We start from the raw sequence: 14,853 nt of genomic DNA, 5'->3' as shown, positions 1-14,853 counted from the left end.
GGGCGTGATTTTTCCGGATGAGGTTTTGTTACGTTCTGCGCGACAGGCGCGCATTGCTACGCAGGGGACTCGGCTGCATAATGTAGCCCCTTTTTTCAGCCCCTACATGTGGAAGGTTCCCGTGACTCAGAAGCCCGACCAGTGTCTTGGTGAATGGATCGACCGTGAAGCGCTCGCAGAAGCGATGATTCCGCTTATCGGTCAGCTCTACCGCAATAACAATGTGGTGAGTTCGATCTATGGCCGCAGCCTGATCAACCAGTCTGTCATCGCGATTCTCAAAGCTCACCGCTTTGCTCGCCATCGTTCTTCCGACGATAGCGAACTCTCCGTCCACGAAACATTCCCACTGCTCAAGGCCATGAGCGAGCTCAAGCTCGGCGCTGCCTCGGTGGACCTGGGCAAGTTGGCGTTCAAATTCCGCAACGAAGGCAACGGCCGCACCGCCGAGCAATTCGTTCGCGAAGAGCTGGCTGACGTGGTTGGCCAGCAAAATGCTTCGCCCCGCAAAGGCACCGACGTGGTCCTGTACGGCTTCGGTCGTATCGGCCGTCTGCTGGCGCGCATCCTGATCGAGAAAACCGGTGGTGGCGACGGCCTGCGCCTGCGCGCCATCGTGGTGCGCAAAGGCGCCGAAAACGACCTGACCAAGCGCGCCAGCCTGCTGCGTCGCGACTCGGTACACGGTTCGTTCAACGGCACCATCACCATCGACGAAGCCAACAACACCATCACCGCCAACGGCAACCTGATCCAGGTTATCTACGCGAAGAACCCGACCGAGGTGGACTACACCCAGTACGGCATCAAAGACGCGCTGCTGGTGGACAACACCGGTGTATGGCGCGACGCCGATGGCCTGGGCCAGCACCTGGCCTGTCCGGGTATCGACCGCGTCGTTCTGACCGCGCCTGGCAAAGGCAAGCTGAAGAACATCGTTCACGGTATCAACCACACCGACATCACCGCTGACGACAAGATCGTTTCCGCCGCTTCCTGCACCACCAACGCCATCGTGCCGGTGCTCAAGGCCGTGAACGACAAGTTCGGCATCGTCAACGGGCACGTCGAAACCGTTCACTCGTACACCAACGACCAGAACCTGATCGACAACTTCCACAAGGGCGATCGTCGTGGCCGTAGCGCCGCGTTGAACATGGTGATCACCGAGACTGGTGCTGCCACCGCTGCTGCCAAGGCCCTGCCTGAGCTGGCCGGCAAGCTGACCGGTAACGCGATCCGCGTTCCGACGCCAAACGTGTCGATGGCCATTCTCAACCTGAACCTCGAGAAAGCCGCTACCCGTGAAGAGATGAACGAGTACCTGCGCTACATGGCGCTGCACTCCGATCTGCACAAGCAAATCGACTTCGTCAATTCCCAGGAAGTGGTTTCCACCGACTTCGTTGGCTCGCGCCACGCCGGTGTGGTGGACGCTGAAGCGACCATCACCCAGGACAACCGCGTTGTGCTGTACGTCTGGTACGACAACGAATTCGGCTACAGCTGCCAGGTGGTTCGCGTGATGGAAGACATGGCTGGTGTGAACCCGCCTGCGTTCCCGCGCTAAACCTTAGCCGCACATGAAAACGCCCCGACTTGTCGGGGCGTTTTTGTTTGTGGCGTTTGCTTGCGATGCACTTGTATCTGCTCGGGCGTTATCGCGGGCAAGCTTCGCTCCTACAGAAGCGTTGGGCTTGCTCGCGATAGCGTCCTGTCAGGCGCCATCGGCTATCGCTGCCTGTGCGCTGCGCAGTTCATGACGATTGCCGCGGAACAGCACCAGGGTCGCGATCAGGCCCAACACCGCCGCGCCGCTGAGCCAGATACCCGGCGCCGCCTTGTTGTCCAGCACATGGATCAGGTAGGTGCAGGCTGCCGGCGTGAAGCCGCCAAAGGTGGCGGTCGCCAGGCTGTAGGCCAGGGAGAAGCCGGTGGTGCGTACTTCAACCGGCATGATCTCGGTGAGGGCTACCACCATGGCGCCGTTGTACGAGCCATAGAGGAAGGACAGCCACAACTCGACGATCAGCAGGTGGCTGAAACTCGGGTTGGCCACCAGCCAGGACAGTGCCGGGTACGCCGTCAGGATTGCCAGGACGGTCGCCGCCAGCAGCAGCGGCTTGCGCCCGACCTTGTCCGAGACGGCGCCCATCACCGGCAGCCAGAAGAAGTTCGACAGGCCGATGCACACGGTGACCAGCAGCGCGTCCAGGTCCGACAGCTGCAGCTCGGCCTTGCCGAAGGTCGGGGTGTAGGCGGTGATCAGGTAGAAGGACACGGTGGTCATCACCACCAGCGCCATGCCGGCCAGGACGATGCCGAAGTTCTGGCCAATGGAGCGGATGATTTCCTGCAGGGTAGGGCGGTGCTTGCGTGCCTGGAACTCCGGGGTTTCTTCCAGCGAGCGACGGATCATGAAGATCGCCGGCACTATCATGCAGCCCACCAGGAACGGCACGCGCCAGCCCCAGTCGCCCATTTGCTCCGGGCTCAGCCAGTGATTCAGGCCCACACCCAGCAGGCCGGCGAATACCACGGCGGCCTGTTGGCTCGCCGATTGCCAGCTGACGAAGAAGCCCTTGCGACCCGGGGTGGAGATTTCCGCCAGGTAAACCGAGACGCCACCCAGCTCCACCCCGGCAGAGAAACCCTGCAGCAAGCGGCCGAGCAGCACCAGCAACGGCGCAGCGACGCCGAGGGTGGCATAACCCGGGACGCAGGCGATCAGTACTGTGCCCGCGGCCATGAGCAGCAGGGTGATGATCAGGCCCCGGCGGCGGCCATGGCGGTCGATATAGGCACCGAGAAAGATCGCGCCCAGCGGGCGCATCAGGAAGCCGGCGCCGAAGGTCGCCAGCGACAGCATCAGTGACGCGAAAGCACTGTCGGCAGGGAAGAAGGTCTTGGCGATGGCCGTGGCGTAGAAGCCGTAGACCATGAAGTCGAACATCTCCAGAAAGTTGCCGCTGACAACGCGAAAGATCGCCTTGCCTTTGCCCGTGGTCGTGGACATTTTATTCACTCACTTTGGCTATTTTGTTAGCGATCCCTGGTCGTTACCCGTCCTGGTTGCACGGTCTGGGGCGGCTAAGCCGCAGGTCAGACAGTTTGTAACAATATGTGTATGAGTCTGCCGAGGCAACAAAAACTCTTAGCTTGCTTGCTAAGTAGATGGAAGGCTTGGGATTTATTGCCAGCCAACTCGCTGAATAAACCCGCAAGAGCGAGCTTGCGATGAGCTGGGTTCGGCCTGGATCAAATCCGCGCTGGCTGCCGCATAATGGCCCGCCCTGATCGGCGACTGCCGAGAGGGAAATCGAGTGTCGGGAGGCGAAGTCTTGTTGGTTGGATCTTGGGTGCGAGGATGGCTTCCTGTCGTTTTGCTCATGGCCCTGGCTGGATGTGATCGGGGCGATTCGCTGGAAAGCTTCGGCGGCCCGACCATGGGCAGTACCTACTCGATCAAGTACGTGAGGCGGGCAGGCCTGGCCGCGCCGAATGAGGTGCAGGCCCAGGTCGAGCAGATACTCGCGCAGGTCGACCGGCAGATGTCGACCTATCGCAGCGACTCGGACATCGAACGCTTCAACGATCTGCCGGCCAACAGCTGCCAGGCGATGCCGGCGGCGGTCCTGCGCTTGGTCGAGGTGGGCCAGCAGTTATCGCGGGACAGCCAGGGCTCCTTCGATCTGACGGTCGAGCCGTTGCTCAACCTCTGGGGCTTCGGCCCGCAGGGGCGCGGAGAGGCGGTGCCCAGTGATGAGGCGCTGGCGCAAGCGCGGCAGCGGGTCGGCTATACCCATCTGCGTATCGAGGGCGACCGGCTGTGCAAGGACGCCGCGGTCGAGGTGGATTTCAACAGCATCGCCGCCGGTTATGCGGTGGACCGGATTGCCGCCAGGCTCGCGGAAATGGGCATCGACAGTTACCTGGTCGAAGCCACGGGCGAACTCAAGGCGGTCGGCAGGAAACCCGACGGTTCGGCGTGGCGCATTGCTTTGGAGGAACCTCGGGACGATCGACAGGTGGCCGAGCGGGTCATAGCCGTCGATGGTTATGGGGTTTCGACTTCCGGCGACTACCGCAATTATTTCCAGCGCGACGGGCAGCGTTACTCCCACACCTTCGACGCCCGCACCGGCAGACCTGTCGAGCATGGGCTGGCCTCGGTCACGGTGATCCATCCCGCGGCCGTGATGGCCGATGGGTTGTCGACCCTGTTGCTGATCCTCGGTCCCGAGCGCGGCTGGGATTACGCAGAAAAACACGATATCGCCGCATTTTTTGTGATTCGCGCCGATACAGGCTTCGTCACACGCAGCAACCGCGCGTTTGATCGCCTGTTTGCCGGACAAAAGCAGTAATCTTGCGCAGCGCCGCGGCGCGATGTCGCAGGCAAAAGTAGCCGGCGACGCGACCAAGGGTTAATGTGCGCGGCGTTGACGCTTCTATAGACTGTGCCCGGGTTCGTAACCGAGCCAAATTGATCCTTCATGCCGCTGGCCGCGACATGATTTAGCCGCAGGCGCCACATCGGGTGCCGCGGCCTGTTCTGAGGAGTACGCATGGCTGTCTACAACTACGACGTAGTGGTGCTGGGTTCAGGCCCCGCTGGAGAAGGTGCGGCAATGAACGCCGCGAAAGCAGGACGCAAGGTAGCGATGGTCGATAGCCGTCGCCAGGTCGGCGGTAACTGCACCCACCTGGGCACCATCCCGTCCAAGGCCTTGCGTCACTCGGTCCGGCAGATCATGCAGTTCAACACCAACCCGATGTTCCGGGCCATTGGCGAGCCGCGCTGGTTCTCGTTCCCCGACGTACTGAAAAGCGCCGAGAAGGTCATCTCCAAGCAGGTCGCCTCGCGCACCGGCTACTACGCGCGTAACCGGGTCGACGTGTTCTTCGGCACCGGCAGCTTCGCCGACGAGCAGACCATCGAAGTGGTCTGCGCCAACGGTGTGGTCGAGAAGCTGGTGGCCAAGCACATCATCATCGCCACCGGCTCGCGCCCGTATCGCCCGGCCGATATCGATTTCCACCACCCGCGTATCTACGATAGCGACACCATCCTCAGCCTCGGCCACACCCCGCGCAAACTCATCGTTTACGGCGCCGGTGTGATCGGTTGTGAATATGCGTCGATCTTCAGTGGCCTGGGGGTACTGGTCGAGCTGGTGGACAACCGCGGCCAGTTGCTGAGCTTCCTGGACTCCGAGATCTCCCAGGCGCTGAGCTACCACTTCAGTAACAACAACATCACCGTGCGCCACAACGAGGAATACGACCGCGTCGAAGGCCTCGACAACGGCGTGATCCTGCACCTCAAGTCGGGCAAGAAGATCAAGGCCGACGCCTTGCTCTGGTGCAATGGCCGGACCGGCAACACCGACCGGCTGGGCATGGAAAACATCGGGGTCAAGGTCAACAGCCGTGGCCAGATCGAAGTGGACGAGAACTACCGCACCTGCGTGCCGAACATCTACGGCGCCGGTGACGTGATCGGCTGGCCGAGCCTGGCCAGTGCCGCCCATGACCAGGGTCGTTCGGCCGCCGGCAGCATCGTCGACAACGGCAGCTGGCGCTTCGTCAACGATGTACCGACCGGGATCTACACCATTCCGGAGATCAGCTCGATCGGCAAGAACGAGCAGGAACTGACCCAGGCCAAGGTGCCGTACGAAGTGGGCAAGGCCTTCTTCAAGAGCATGGCCCGCGCGCAGATCGCCGGTGAGCCGCAAGGCATGCTGAAGATCCTGTTCCACCGCGAAACCCTGGAAGTCCTGGGCGTGCACTGCTTCGGCTACCAGGCTTCGGAGATCGTGCATATCGGCCAGGCGATCATGAACCAGCCGGGCGAGCTCAATACCCTGAAGTACTTCGTCAACACCACGTTCAACTACCCGACCATGGCCGAAGCCTATCGGGTCGCAGCTTACGACGGCCTCAACCGGCTTTTTTGAGCGACTCCGGCCGGTGGCCTGAGCCGGCCGGGGAGACCGATTTCAGTAACTCTCGAGCGTGGCGCTGGCCAAACCGGGAAAGTCTGTAATCAGGCTGTCTACGCCGAAGTCGGCGAGCCTGCGCATCAGTGCAGGCTCGTTGACTGTCCACACCGACACATGCAAACCCTGACGCTGCGCCCGTTGCAGCCGCTCCGGGGTACAGAGTGTCCAGTTCAACGCCAGAATCTCGCAGCCGTAGCTTTGCGCGACCTTCAACGGGTCGAGCCAGGCGTATTCGGCGACCAGCCCGCGCGACAGATCCGGGGTCAATTCGACAGCCGCCTTGAGCACTTCCCGTGAACTGGAGGTGACGGTGACCTTGTCCAGCAGGCCGAAACGCTGGGCCATTTCGCGAATCGCCAACACCGTGGTGGCGGCACGGGTGCGCGAGGCGCTCTTGACCTCCAGCTGCCAGTGCTCGAAGTCGCACTTTTCGAACAGCTCTTCCAGGCGCGGGATCGGGCAGGGCGTGACCCAGCCCGGGCCACCCTTGCGGGCGTCGTAGGTCACCAGTTCTTCGGCGCTGTGTTCGACCACCTTGCCGCGGCGGTCGGTGGTGCGCTTGAGGGTGGGGTCGTGGATCACCATCAGCTCGCCGTCCATGGACAGGTGCAGGTCCAGTTCGCAACGGCGTACGCCATGCTTGAGGCACTGCTGGAAGCTGGTCAGGGTGTTTTCCGGTGCTTCGCCTTTAGCGCCGCGGTGGCCATAAATCAGGGTCACGATTGCTCCTTCACGGAAATTTTTCCATTAGATGGTCAGTGCTGCGCGATGGGGCCACAGGTCAGTCGGCGGCCGGGTCGTTCTGCTCTCGGGCCTGGCGACGTTCCTGGGCTTGCTTCTGCAGGATATAGCGCGCCAGCAACTGGCGTTGGGCGTCGGTCAATGATTCGAACTCGGTACCGATTTCGAACGTGCCGAAACTGCGGGTTTCACAGTGGGTGACCTTGGCCCGCAACAACAGGCCCAAGGCCTGGGGCATCAGCAGCAGCTTGACCGCCAGGTGGGTGCCGGCCGGGTAGGACAGGTGATGTTCGAACTCGATGCCGCCTTCGGAGAGAATCACCCGCTGCGGTTCGCCGAACTTGCCGAGCACGGTCTGCGCCACCACCTGGCTGAGCAGGTCGATGCGCTTGTTCATGGTCTTGAGGTAGTTGGCCAGGGTCCGGTCGCGCTCGCTGACCTGGCGCAGCAGGTGCTGCGATTCGAATTCGCTCAGATGCAGCTCGCTGAGCAGGTTGAACAGCGGTGACGCATCCTGCAACACTTCCTTGCTCGCCGCTTCGTGGGCGGACAAGGGGCTAATTTCCAGTGCGATCGTGTCCTCGATACGGTAGTATTCGCGGCGATCTTCTTCATCTAATGTCGACATGGCGAACCCATGGTAGCGGCGGTGGTCTGAGTGTAAAGCTGCTTACCTGGACCCGCCACAAGGACGTCTTCTTTTCCTCCGAACAAGCCCCGACATGTTCAGACCTCTCTTCGTATTTATTGGCACGCGTTATACCCGTGCAAAGCGTCGCAATCATTTCGTGTCATTCATTTCCCTGACCTCGATGATCGGACTCGCCCTGGGCGTGGTCGTGATGATCGTCGTGCTGTCGGTGATGAATGGCTTCGACCATGAGATGCGCACCCGCGTGCTGGGCATGGTGCCCCACGCGACCATCGAGTCCGGTGAGCCGATCAGCGACTGGCAAGGCCTGGCCGACAAGGTCCAGCAGAACCCCAAGGTGCTGGCGGTTGCGCCCTTCACCCAGATGCAGGGGTTGCTGACCAATAACGGCCAGGTGCAGAAAGTCCTGCTCAACGCCATCGATCCGGCCAAGGAACGCCAGGTTTCGATCATCGATAACTTCATGAAGCAGGGCAAGCTGGACGACCTGGCGCCCGGCAGCTTCGGCATCGTGATCGGCGACAAGGCAGCGACCAAGCTGGGGGTTGGCCTGGGCGACAAGCTGACTTTCGTCGCGCCCGAGGTCACGGTGACCCCGGCCGGGATGTTCCCGCGCATGAAGCGTTTTACCGTGGTCGGCATCTTCCATGTCGGCGCCGGTGAGCTGGACGGCTATCTGGGCCTGACCAACCTCGACGACCTGGGCCGCCTGCACCGCTGGAAGCCGGATCAGGTCCAGGGCCTGCGCCTGAAGTTCGACGACCTGTTCCAGGCGCCACGCACCGCCTGGGAAATTGCCGAGCATCTGGGCGAGAACCAGTACTACGCCCGTGACTGGACCCGTACCCACGGCAACCTGTACCAGGCCATCCGCATGGAAAAAGCCATGATTGGCCTGCTGTTGCTGCTGATCGTCGCCGTGGCCGCCTTCAACATCATTTCCACCCTGGTGATGGTGGTGAACGACAAGAAGGGCGATATCGCGATCCTGCGCACCCTGGGGGCGACGCCGGCCAGCATCATGGCGACCTTCATGGTCCAGGGCACGGTGATCGGTGTGATCGGTACCTTGATCGGCGCCGTGGTCGGGATGTTCGCGGCGTTGAACGTCAGCGCGGCGATCTCGGCCCTCGAAGGCCTGATCGGGCACAAATTCCTCAATGCCGACGTGTACTTCATCGACTACCTGCCATCGCAACTGATGGCCGAAGACGTGTTGATGGTCTGCGGTGCGGCACTGGTCCTGAGTTTCCTCGCCACCCTGTATCCAGCCTGGCGTGCCGCGCGCACCCAGCCTGCGGAGGCGCTACGTTATGAGTGAGTTGGGCATGAGTGAAAAAGCAATTCTGAGCTGCCGCGACCTGGGCAAGTCCTACGAGGAAGGTCCGGAGTCGGTGGTGGTGTTGTCCGGCCTGCAACTGGAGTTGCACCCGGGCGAACGGGTGGCGATCGTCGGTACCTCCGGTTCGGGCAAAAGTACCTTGCTCAACCTGCTGGGCGGCCTCGACACGCCAACCAAGGGCAGCGTCTGGCTCGACGGTGAAGAGCTTTCGGCACTGAGCGAGAAGGGCCGCGGCCTGTTGCGCAACCGCTCCCTCGGTTTCGTCTACCAGTTCCACCATTTGCTGCCGGAATTCACCGCCCTGGAAAACGTCTGCATGCCGCTGCTGATCGGCAAGACCGCGATCCCGGAAGCCCGTCAGCGGGCCACGGCCTTGCTGGAGCGGGTCGGGCTGGCCCATCGCCTGGAGCACAAGCCGGCCGAGCTGTCCGGTGGCGAACGCCAGCGTGTGGCCATCGCTCGCGCCCTGGTCAACAAGCCAGGGCTGGTGATGCTCGACGAGCCGACCGGCAACCTCGATTCCCACACCGCGCAAGGCATTCAGGACTTGATGCTGGAACTCAGCACCTCGATGCGTACCGCGTTCCTGGTGGTGACCCACGACATGAACCTGGCTCGCCAGATGGATCGCGTCCTGCACCTGCAGGAAGGTTGCCTGACGCCCATCTGACTGGCTGCAACCCGGCGCCTGAAACAGGCGCCGGGTCTTTAATTTCCATACGGTGCCCCAGCGAATGTTCAGACCGTTATCGATCTTTATCGGCACGCGCTATACCCGCGCCAAGCGCCGCAATCGCTTTGTTTCCTTCATCTCCATGACCTCGATGATCGGCCTCGCCCTGGGCGTGCTGGCGATGATCGTGGTGTTGTCGGTGATGAACGGTTTCCAGCGCGAAATGAGCTCGCGCATCCTCGGCATGGTGCCCCACGCCACCATCGTCGGCGTCAAGCCGATCGACGACTGGCAGCCGGTGGCCGCCGCGGCGATGAAAAATCCCGAGGTGACGGCCGCGGTGCCGTTCACCGAGATGGAGGGCATGCTCTCCTACAAGGGCTCGATGCAGCCGATTCAGATCAGCGGCATCGACCCGGCCCAGGAAGGCAAGGTCTCCATCGTTGCCCAGCACATCGTGCAGGGCCGTCTGGATGCCTTGAAACCGGGCGAGTTCGGGGTGGTGATCGGTGAGATCACGGCACGCCGCTTCCGCCTGAATGTCGGCGACAAGCTGACCCTGATCGTGCCGGAAATCAGCTCTGCGCCGGGCGGCATCACCCCGCGCATGCAGCGTTTGAACGTGGTCGGGGTGTTCAAGGTCGGGGCCGAACTCGACGGTTCCATGGGCTTGATCCATGTGGCCGATGCCGCCGAAATGCAGCACTGGCAGCCGAACCAGGTGCAGAGCGTGCGCCTGGCGGTCAAGGACCTGTACGCCGCGCCCAAGGTTTCCAGCGACATCGCGGCCAGCCTGGGCGCTGGCTTCAAGGCCGATGACTGGACCCACACCCAGGGCAGCCTGTTCAGCGCGATGAAGATGGAAAAGACCATGATCGGCCTGTTGCTGCTGATGATCGTCGCCGTGGCCGCGTTCAACATCATCGCCACGCTGATCATGGTGGTGAACGACAAGGGCGCGGACATCGCGATCCTGCGCACCATCGGCGCCACGCCACGGCAGATCATGGCGATCTTCATGGTCCAGGGCACGGTGATCGGCATCGTCGGCACCTTGATCGGTGGCGTGCTGGGGGTGATCGCGGCGTTGAACGTCAGTGCGCTGGTGGGTTGGCTGGAACGGGTCAGCGGCCAGCACATCTTCAGTTCCGACGTGTACTTCGTCAGCAACCTGCCTTCCGAGCTGCAGGGCGGCGACGTGGCCCTGATCTGCACCGCGGGTTTTGTCCTGAGTTTCCTGGCGACCCTGTATCCAGCCTGGCGCGCGGCGAAGGTCGAGCCGGCGACGGCGTTGCGTTACTCCTAAGGCCCAAGCCCGCTATCGCGAGCAAGCTCACTCCTCCGGGGAGCTTGCTCGCAACCCCTGCGCTAGTCCTGCCTCGGCAACTCAATCACAAAGCTCGTCCGGCCCTGCGCCGATTCGCAACGAATCTGCCCGCCATGGGCGCGGATGATCGATTGAGTGATGGCCAGCCCCAAGCCTGCATGTTCACTGCTGCCTTCATGGCGCGCCGGGTCGGCGCGGTAGAAGCGGTCGAACAGCCGTGGCAAGCGTTCAGGCGGAATACCTTCGCCGGTGTTTTCCACTCGCAGGTATGAAGCCTTGGCGGTCTCGCCAAGCCGCACCCGCACTTCACCGCCAGCCGGGGTGAAGCGCAGGGCGTTGTCCAGCAGGTTGGAAAGGGCGCGACGCAACATGCTGCGGTCGCCCTGGATCTTCGCACTGCCTTCGCGCCCCAGGGCGATGCCGGCGTCTTCGGCCAGCGGCGAATAGAACTCCAGCAGCATGTCGGTTTCGTCACCCAGCTCCAGGGCTTCGCGCTTTGGCGTCAGCAGGCCATGGTCGGCCTTGGCCAGGTAGAGCATGTCGTTGACCAGTTGGGCCATCCACTGCAGCTCTTCGAGGTTGCTGTGCAGCGCTTCGCGATAGTCTTCCAGCGCCCGTGGGCGGGTGAGGGTGACCTGGGTGTGGGTCAGCAGGTTCGACAGTGGGGTGCGCAGTTCATGGGCGATGTCCGCCGAGAACGCGGAGAGACGCTGGAAGGAGTCGTCCAGGCGCCCGAGCATGGCATTGAAGGCCTGGGCCAGTTCGGCCAGTTCGCCGGGCATCTGCTGCTCCGGCAAGCGCTGGGTCAGCGAGCTGGCTGAAACACCCGCGGCGACCTCGCTCATCCGCCGTAACGGACGCAGGCCGCTGCGCGCCGCCCAGGCCCCGAGCAGCGCAGTGGCCAGTGCCGAAAGGCCGACGGTCAGCCAGATCAGGTGCTGCATGCGTTGCAGGAAGTGCTGGTGGTGGGTGATATCGAGCATCAGGGTCAGCTCTGGCGAGCCGGCCTGGCCGGGCTCCAGGGCTGCACTGTAGATGCGGTAGGCGGTACCGTCGTGTTGCAGACTGTGCAGTCCGGTCGGCTGGGCCGCAGTGGCCGGCAACCCCTTGGCGCTGTCGAACCAGACGGCGCCATCCGCGCCTGTGACCCGCAGCGTCAGGTCCGGTTGATGGCTGAGTTCATCCTGCAACTGCGCCTTGCGTTCGGCAAAGCGTTGCGGGTCGGCGGCGCCCTGCAGCGCACTGCGCATGGCGATCAGCTTGCCTTCCAGCAGTTGCTGGTCGAGTTCGATGAAGTGCGCCTCGCTGGCGCGGCTGAACAGCACCCCGGCGAGCAACGAAACCACTGCGGTGCAGCCGGCGAACAACAGGGCCAGGCGCCCACTCAGGGTCAAGCGGCGCATCAGGCCTGGCGCTCTTCGAGCACGTAGCCCATGCCGCGCACGGTGTGGATCAGCTTGTTGGGGTAATCGTCATCGATCTTCAGGCGCAGGCGGCGGATCGCCACTTCGATGACATTGGTGTCGCTGTCGAAGTTCATGTCCCAGACCTGAGAGGCGATCAACGTCTTGGGCAATACTTCGCCCTGGCGTCGCAGGAGCATTTCCAGCAGCGAGAACTCCTTGGCGGTGAGGTCGATGCGTTGGCCGTTGCGTTCGACCCGTCGGCGAATCAGGTCCAGGCGCAGGTCCGCCAGTTGCAGGGTGGTTTCCTGGGGCGTGGAGCTGCCGCGGCGCAGCAGGCTGCGAACCCGGGCCAGGAGTTCGGAGAAGGCGAAAGGCTTGACCAGGTAATCGTCGGCGCCCAGCTCCAGGCCGTGAACCCGGTCTTCCACCGCATCGCGCGCGGTCAGGAACAGTACCGGTATCTCCAGCCCGGCGCCGCGCACGGCTTGCAGGATCTGCCAGCCATCGCGGCCCGGCAGCATCACGTCGAGAATCAACAGGGAATAGTCGCCGGTCAGCGCCAGGTGTTGGCCGGTGGTGCCATCGGCCACCAGCTCGGCATTGAAGCCGGCCTCGCTCAGGCCCTGGCGCAGGTAGTGGCCGGTTTTCGGTTGGTCTTCGACGATCAGCAATTTCATGGGCGACTCATGGCAAATGGAACGCGGGCTTTATACCGTGGGCAACGGCCGCATGGCACAAGCTGACAAAGTTGTAATTTAGCAGTCAGCCAGCTGGCAGCGGTGCGGCCTTAGAGTTTCACACACGCTGAACCTCATCTTATTGGAGTACGACTATGTTTTTACCCAAGAGTGTTTTACCTCGTTCGTTGACGCTGGCCGCGTGTTTGCTGGCATTGGGTGCACCGGCCTGGGCATCGCCGGCGCAGACCTACGATTTCGGTCAGGCGGCCTCGGCGGCCAAGGCCACGCGTACGGTGGAAGTGGTCATGAACGACATGTCCTACACCCCCAAGAGCCTGGACATCAAGGCTGGCGAGACCGTGCGTTTCGTCTTGATCAACAAGGGCCATTTGCTGCATGAGCTCAATCTCGGTACCGCGGCCATGCATGCCGAGCACCAGCAGGAAATGCTGAAGATGCAGCAGAGCGGCATGCTGACACCTACCGCGATGAAGAGTATGCCCGCCGGGGCCATGGATCACGCCGCCATGGGGCATGGCGCGATGCCCGGCATGAAGCACGACGATCCGAACAGCGTGCTGGTGGAGCCGGGCAAGACCGCTGAGCTGACCTGGACCTTCAGCAAGGCCGGCAGCCTGGAGTTCGCCTGCAATATCCCGGGGCACTATCAGGCGGGCATGGTCGGCAAGCTGACCGTCAGCCAGTAAGCGCCTGGGGCTCAAAGGCGGAGGCAAAGACTGATAGAATCGCCTGATTCTTCAGTCAGGTTTCCGCCATGCATCCCGCAGCCGAACATTCGCCGCTGGGCAAGTCCAGTGAATACGTCTCCACCTACACACCGTCCTTGCTGTTCCCGATCCCGCGGGCGGCGAAATGGGCCGAGCTGGGCCTGAGCGCCGACACCCTGCCTTATAAAGGCGTGGACTTCTGGAACTGCTTCGAGCTGTCCTGGCTGCTGCCTTCCGGCAAGCCGGTGGTGGCCATCGCCGAGTTCAGCATTCCGGCGGACTCACCGAACATCATCGAGTCGAAGTCGTTCAAGCTGTACCTCAACTCGCTGAACCAGACCCCTTTCGCGGATCGCCAGAGCCTGGAAGAAACCTTGCGTGTCGACCTCTCGGCGGCGGCCGGCAAGCCGGTGGGCGTGCGGATCCGCAGCCTGGGCGAAGTGGAGGCGGAAGGTGTGGTGGCCTTGCCGGGGACCTGCATCGACGAGCTGGATATCAACGTCAGCAGCTATGAACATCCACGTCCGGAGCTGCTGCAGTGCGACAGGTCGCGGATTGTCGAGGAGAGCGTGCACAGTCATCTGCTCAAATCCAATTGCCCGGTCACCAGCCAGCCGGACTGGGGCAGCGTGGTGGTGGAGTACCGTGGCCCGGCGCTGGACCACGCCAGCCTGCTGGCCTACCTGGTGAGCTTCCGCCAGCACTCGGACTTCCATGAGCAATGCGTGGAGCGGATTTTCCTCGACCTGCAGCGTTTGCTGCAGCCGGAGAAGCTCACGGTGTATGCGCGTTATGTGCGTCGTGGCGGCCTGGACATCAACCCGTATCGCAGCACCGAAACCGCGAGTTTCGCCAACTTCCGACTGGTTCGCCAGTAATGAAAAAGCCCCGCTCTGGTAGCGGGGCTTTTTTTGTTTGTAAGGGGGTTAAATCCCCATGTTGCCGAGGGTTTGCACGATGTTGCGCAAGGTGCCGGCAATGGCGGGGTGCTCAAGCTCGAAGCGTTCGACGGCGAGGTTGACCCCGTCGGCCAGGCTGGTGTCCTGGGTGGCGTTTTCCAGTTTGAGCTCGAGCTCGATCTGTTGCATCAATTCCTGCAGATTGGCGCGTTCTGCTTCCGAAAGCGGTGGGTTCTGCTCCAATTGCTCGCGCAGGGTATTGAGCTGTTCTTGCAGTTCGCGGGCAGGCATGGCGTTCTCCCTTCATTGATAGGCACAGCCATGGACCGCGCCGATTCGCTAAAGGTCCATGTCTGAACCTTAGCGTAATCCACTCGCGGGCAATGTGCATGATCTT

14 protein-coding genes are annotated in these 14,853 nt (G+C 62.4%); 8 read left to right on the top strand and 6 right to left on the bottom strand.

Translation table 11 applies throughout. The features are described 5' to 3' along the window. Nucleotides 1–106 precede the first annotated feature (106 nt). Entirely contained in the window at nt 107–1,570 is a 1,464-nt protein-coding gene (locus NRG23_RS09305) for a glyceraldehyde-3-phosphate dehydrogenase (RefSeq protein ID WP_016704937.1), read from the top strand. A gap of 147 nt (nt 1,571–1,717) precedes the next feature. Here the strand turns inward: NRG23_RS09305 and NRG23_RS09300 are convergent, their stop codons facing one another. Further along, on the bottom strand, nt 1,718–3,016 hold the full coding sequence (locus NRG23_RS09300; protein WP_009047973.1) for an MFS transporter: 1,299 nt from the start codon (nt 3,014–3,016) through the stop codon (nt 1,718–1,720). A gap of 373 nt (nt 3,017–3,389) precedes the next feature. On the opposite strand from NRG23_RS09300, the gene NRG23_RS09295 reads away from it, so the two are divergent. Continuing rightward, a complete protein-coding gene (locus NRG23_RS09295; RefSeq protein ID WP_009047974.1) occupies nt 3,390–4,367 on the top strand; it encodes an FAD:protein FMN transferase in 978 nt (325 codons plus the stop codon). A gap of 201 nt (nt 4,368–4,568) precedes the next feature. After that, a complete protein-coding gene (gene sthA / locus NRG23_RS09290; RefSeq protein WP_007926939.1) occupies nt 4,569–5,963 on the top strand; it encodes a Si-specific NAD(P)(+) transhydrogenase in 1,395 nt (464 codons plus the stop codon). Between the two features lie 42 nt (nt 5,964–6,005). Here sthA and NRG23_RS09285 read toward each other — a convergent pair whose 3' ends face one another. Both NRG23_RS09285 and NRG23_RS09280 read right to left on the bottom strand, forming a co-directional pair. Beyond that, complete coding sequence (locus tag NRG23_RS09285; RefSeq protein WP_016704935.1) at nt 6,006–6,728, bottom strand: glycerophosphodiester phosphodiesterase; 723 nt, start codon at nt 6,726–6,728, stop codon at nt 6,006–6,008. A gap of 61 nt (nt 6,729–6,789) precedes the next feature. Continuing rightward, nucleotides 6,790–7,377, bottom strand: coding sequence for a PilZ domain-containing protein (locus NRG23_RS09280; RefSeq protein ID WP_009047976.1), 588 nt, complete (start codon nt 7,375–7,377; stop codon nt 6,790–6,792). Between the two features lie 94 nt (nt 7,378–7,471). On the opposite strand from NRG23_RS09280, the gene NRG23_RS09275 reads away from it, so the two are divergent. The 3 genes from NRG23_RS09275 (at nt 7,472) to NRG23_RS09265 (ending at nt 10,722) form a co-directional block, all read left to right on the top strand. Next, complete coding sequence (locus NRG23_RS09275; protein ID WP_016704934.1) at nt 7,472–8,722, top strand: lipoprotein-releasing ABC transporter permease subunit; 1,251 nt, start codon at nt 7,472–7,474, stop codon at nt 8,720–8,722. Between the two features lie 7 nt (nt 8,723–8,729). Next, on the top strand, nt 8,730–9,413 hold the full coding sequence (gene lolD / locus NRG23_RS09270) for a lipoprotein-releasing ABC transporter ATP-binding protein LolD (protein WP_164485193.1): 684 nt from the start codon (nt 8,730–8,732) through the stop codon (nt 9,411–9,413). A 64-nt stretch (nt 9,414–9,477) separates the two neighbouring features. Continuing rightward, nucleotides 9,478–10,722 carry a lipoprotein-releasing ABC transporter permease subunit gene (locus NRG23_RS09265; protein ID WP_009047979.1) on the top strand — a complete coding sequence of 415 codons (1,245 nt, stop codon included), beginning with the start codon at nt 9,478–9,480 and terminating at the stop codon, nt 10,720–10,722. A gap of 62 nt (nt 10,723–10,784) precedes the next feature. On the opposite strand, the gene NRG23_RS09260 is transcribed toward NRG23_RS09265, so the two are convergent. Continuing rightward, complete coding sequence (locus NRG23_RS09260; RefSeq protein ID WP_110177232.1) at nt 10,785–12,146, bottom strand: heavy metal sensor histidine kinase; 1,362 nt, start codon at nt 12,144–12,146, stop codon at nt 10,785–10,787. After that, the gene (locus NRG23_RS09255) at nt 12,146–12,826 is read right to left on the bottom strand and encodes a heavy metal response regulator transcription factor (RefSeq protein WP_007926961.1); all 681 of its coding nucleotides are present in this window, start codon (nt 12,824–12,826) and stop codon (nt 12,146–12,148) included. Before NRG23_RS09255 ends, NRG23_RS09260 begins: the two co-directional genes overlap by 1 nt. A gap of 155 nt (nt 12,827–12,981) precedes the next feature. Here NRG23_RS09255 and NRG23_RS09250 point away from each other — a divergent pair, with 155 nt between their 5' ends. Together NRG23_RS09250 and queF are read left to right on the top strand one after the other, a co-directional pair. Beyond that, nucleotides 12,982–13,536, top strand: a complete 555-nt coding sequence (locus tag NRG23_RS09250; RefSeq protein WP_016704932.1) for a plastocyanin/azurin family copper-binding protein — start codon at nt 12,982–12,984, stop codon at nt 13,534–13,536. 68 nt (nt 13,537–13,604) lie between these two features. Further along, a complete protein-coding gene (queF, locus tag NRG23_RS09245) occupies nt 13,605–14,435 on the top strand; it encodes an NADPH-dependent 7-cyano-7-deazaguanine reductase QueF (protein WP_257374454.1) in 831 nt (276 codons plus the stop codon). A gap of 48 nt (nt 14,436–14,483) precedes the next feature. Here the strand turns inward: queF and NRG23_RS09240 are convergent, their stop codons facing one another. Continuing rightward, nucleotides 14,484–14,747, bottom strand: a complete 264-nt coding sequence (locus tag NRG23_RS09240; protein WP_007926964.1) for a DUF4404 family protein — start codon at nt 14,745–14,747, stop codon at nt 14,484–14,486. Between the last annotated feature and the right edge of the window lie 106 nt (nt 14,748–14,853).

It is taken from the genome of Pseudomonas sp. T8 (assembly GCF_024610635.1).
Taxonomy (GTDB): Bacteria; Pseudomonadota; Gammaproteobacteria; order Pseudomonadales; family Pseudomonadaceae; genus Aquipseudomonas; species Aquipseudomonas chlororaphis_I.
This window is presented reverse-complemented; position numbering and strand designations above follow the sequence as displayed.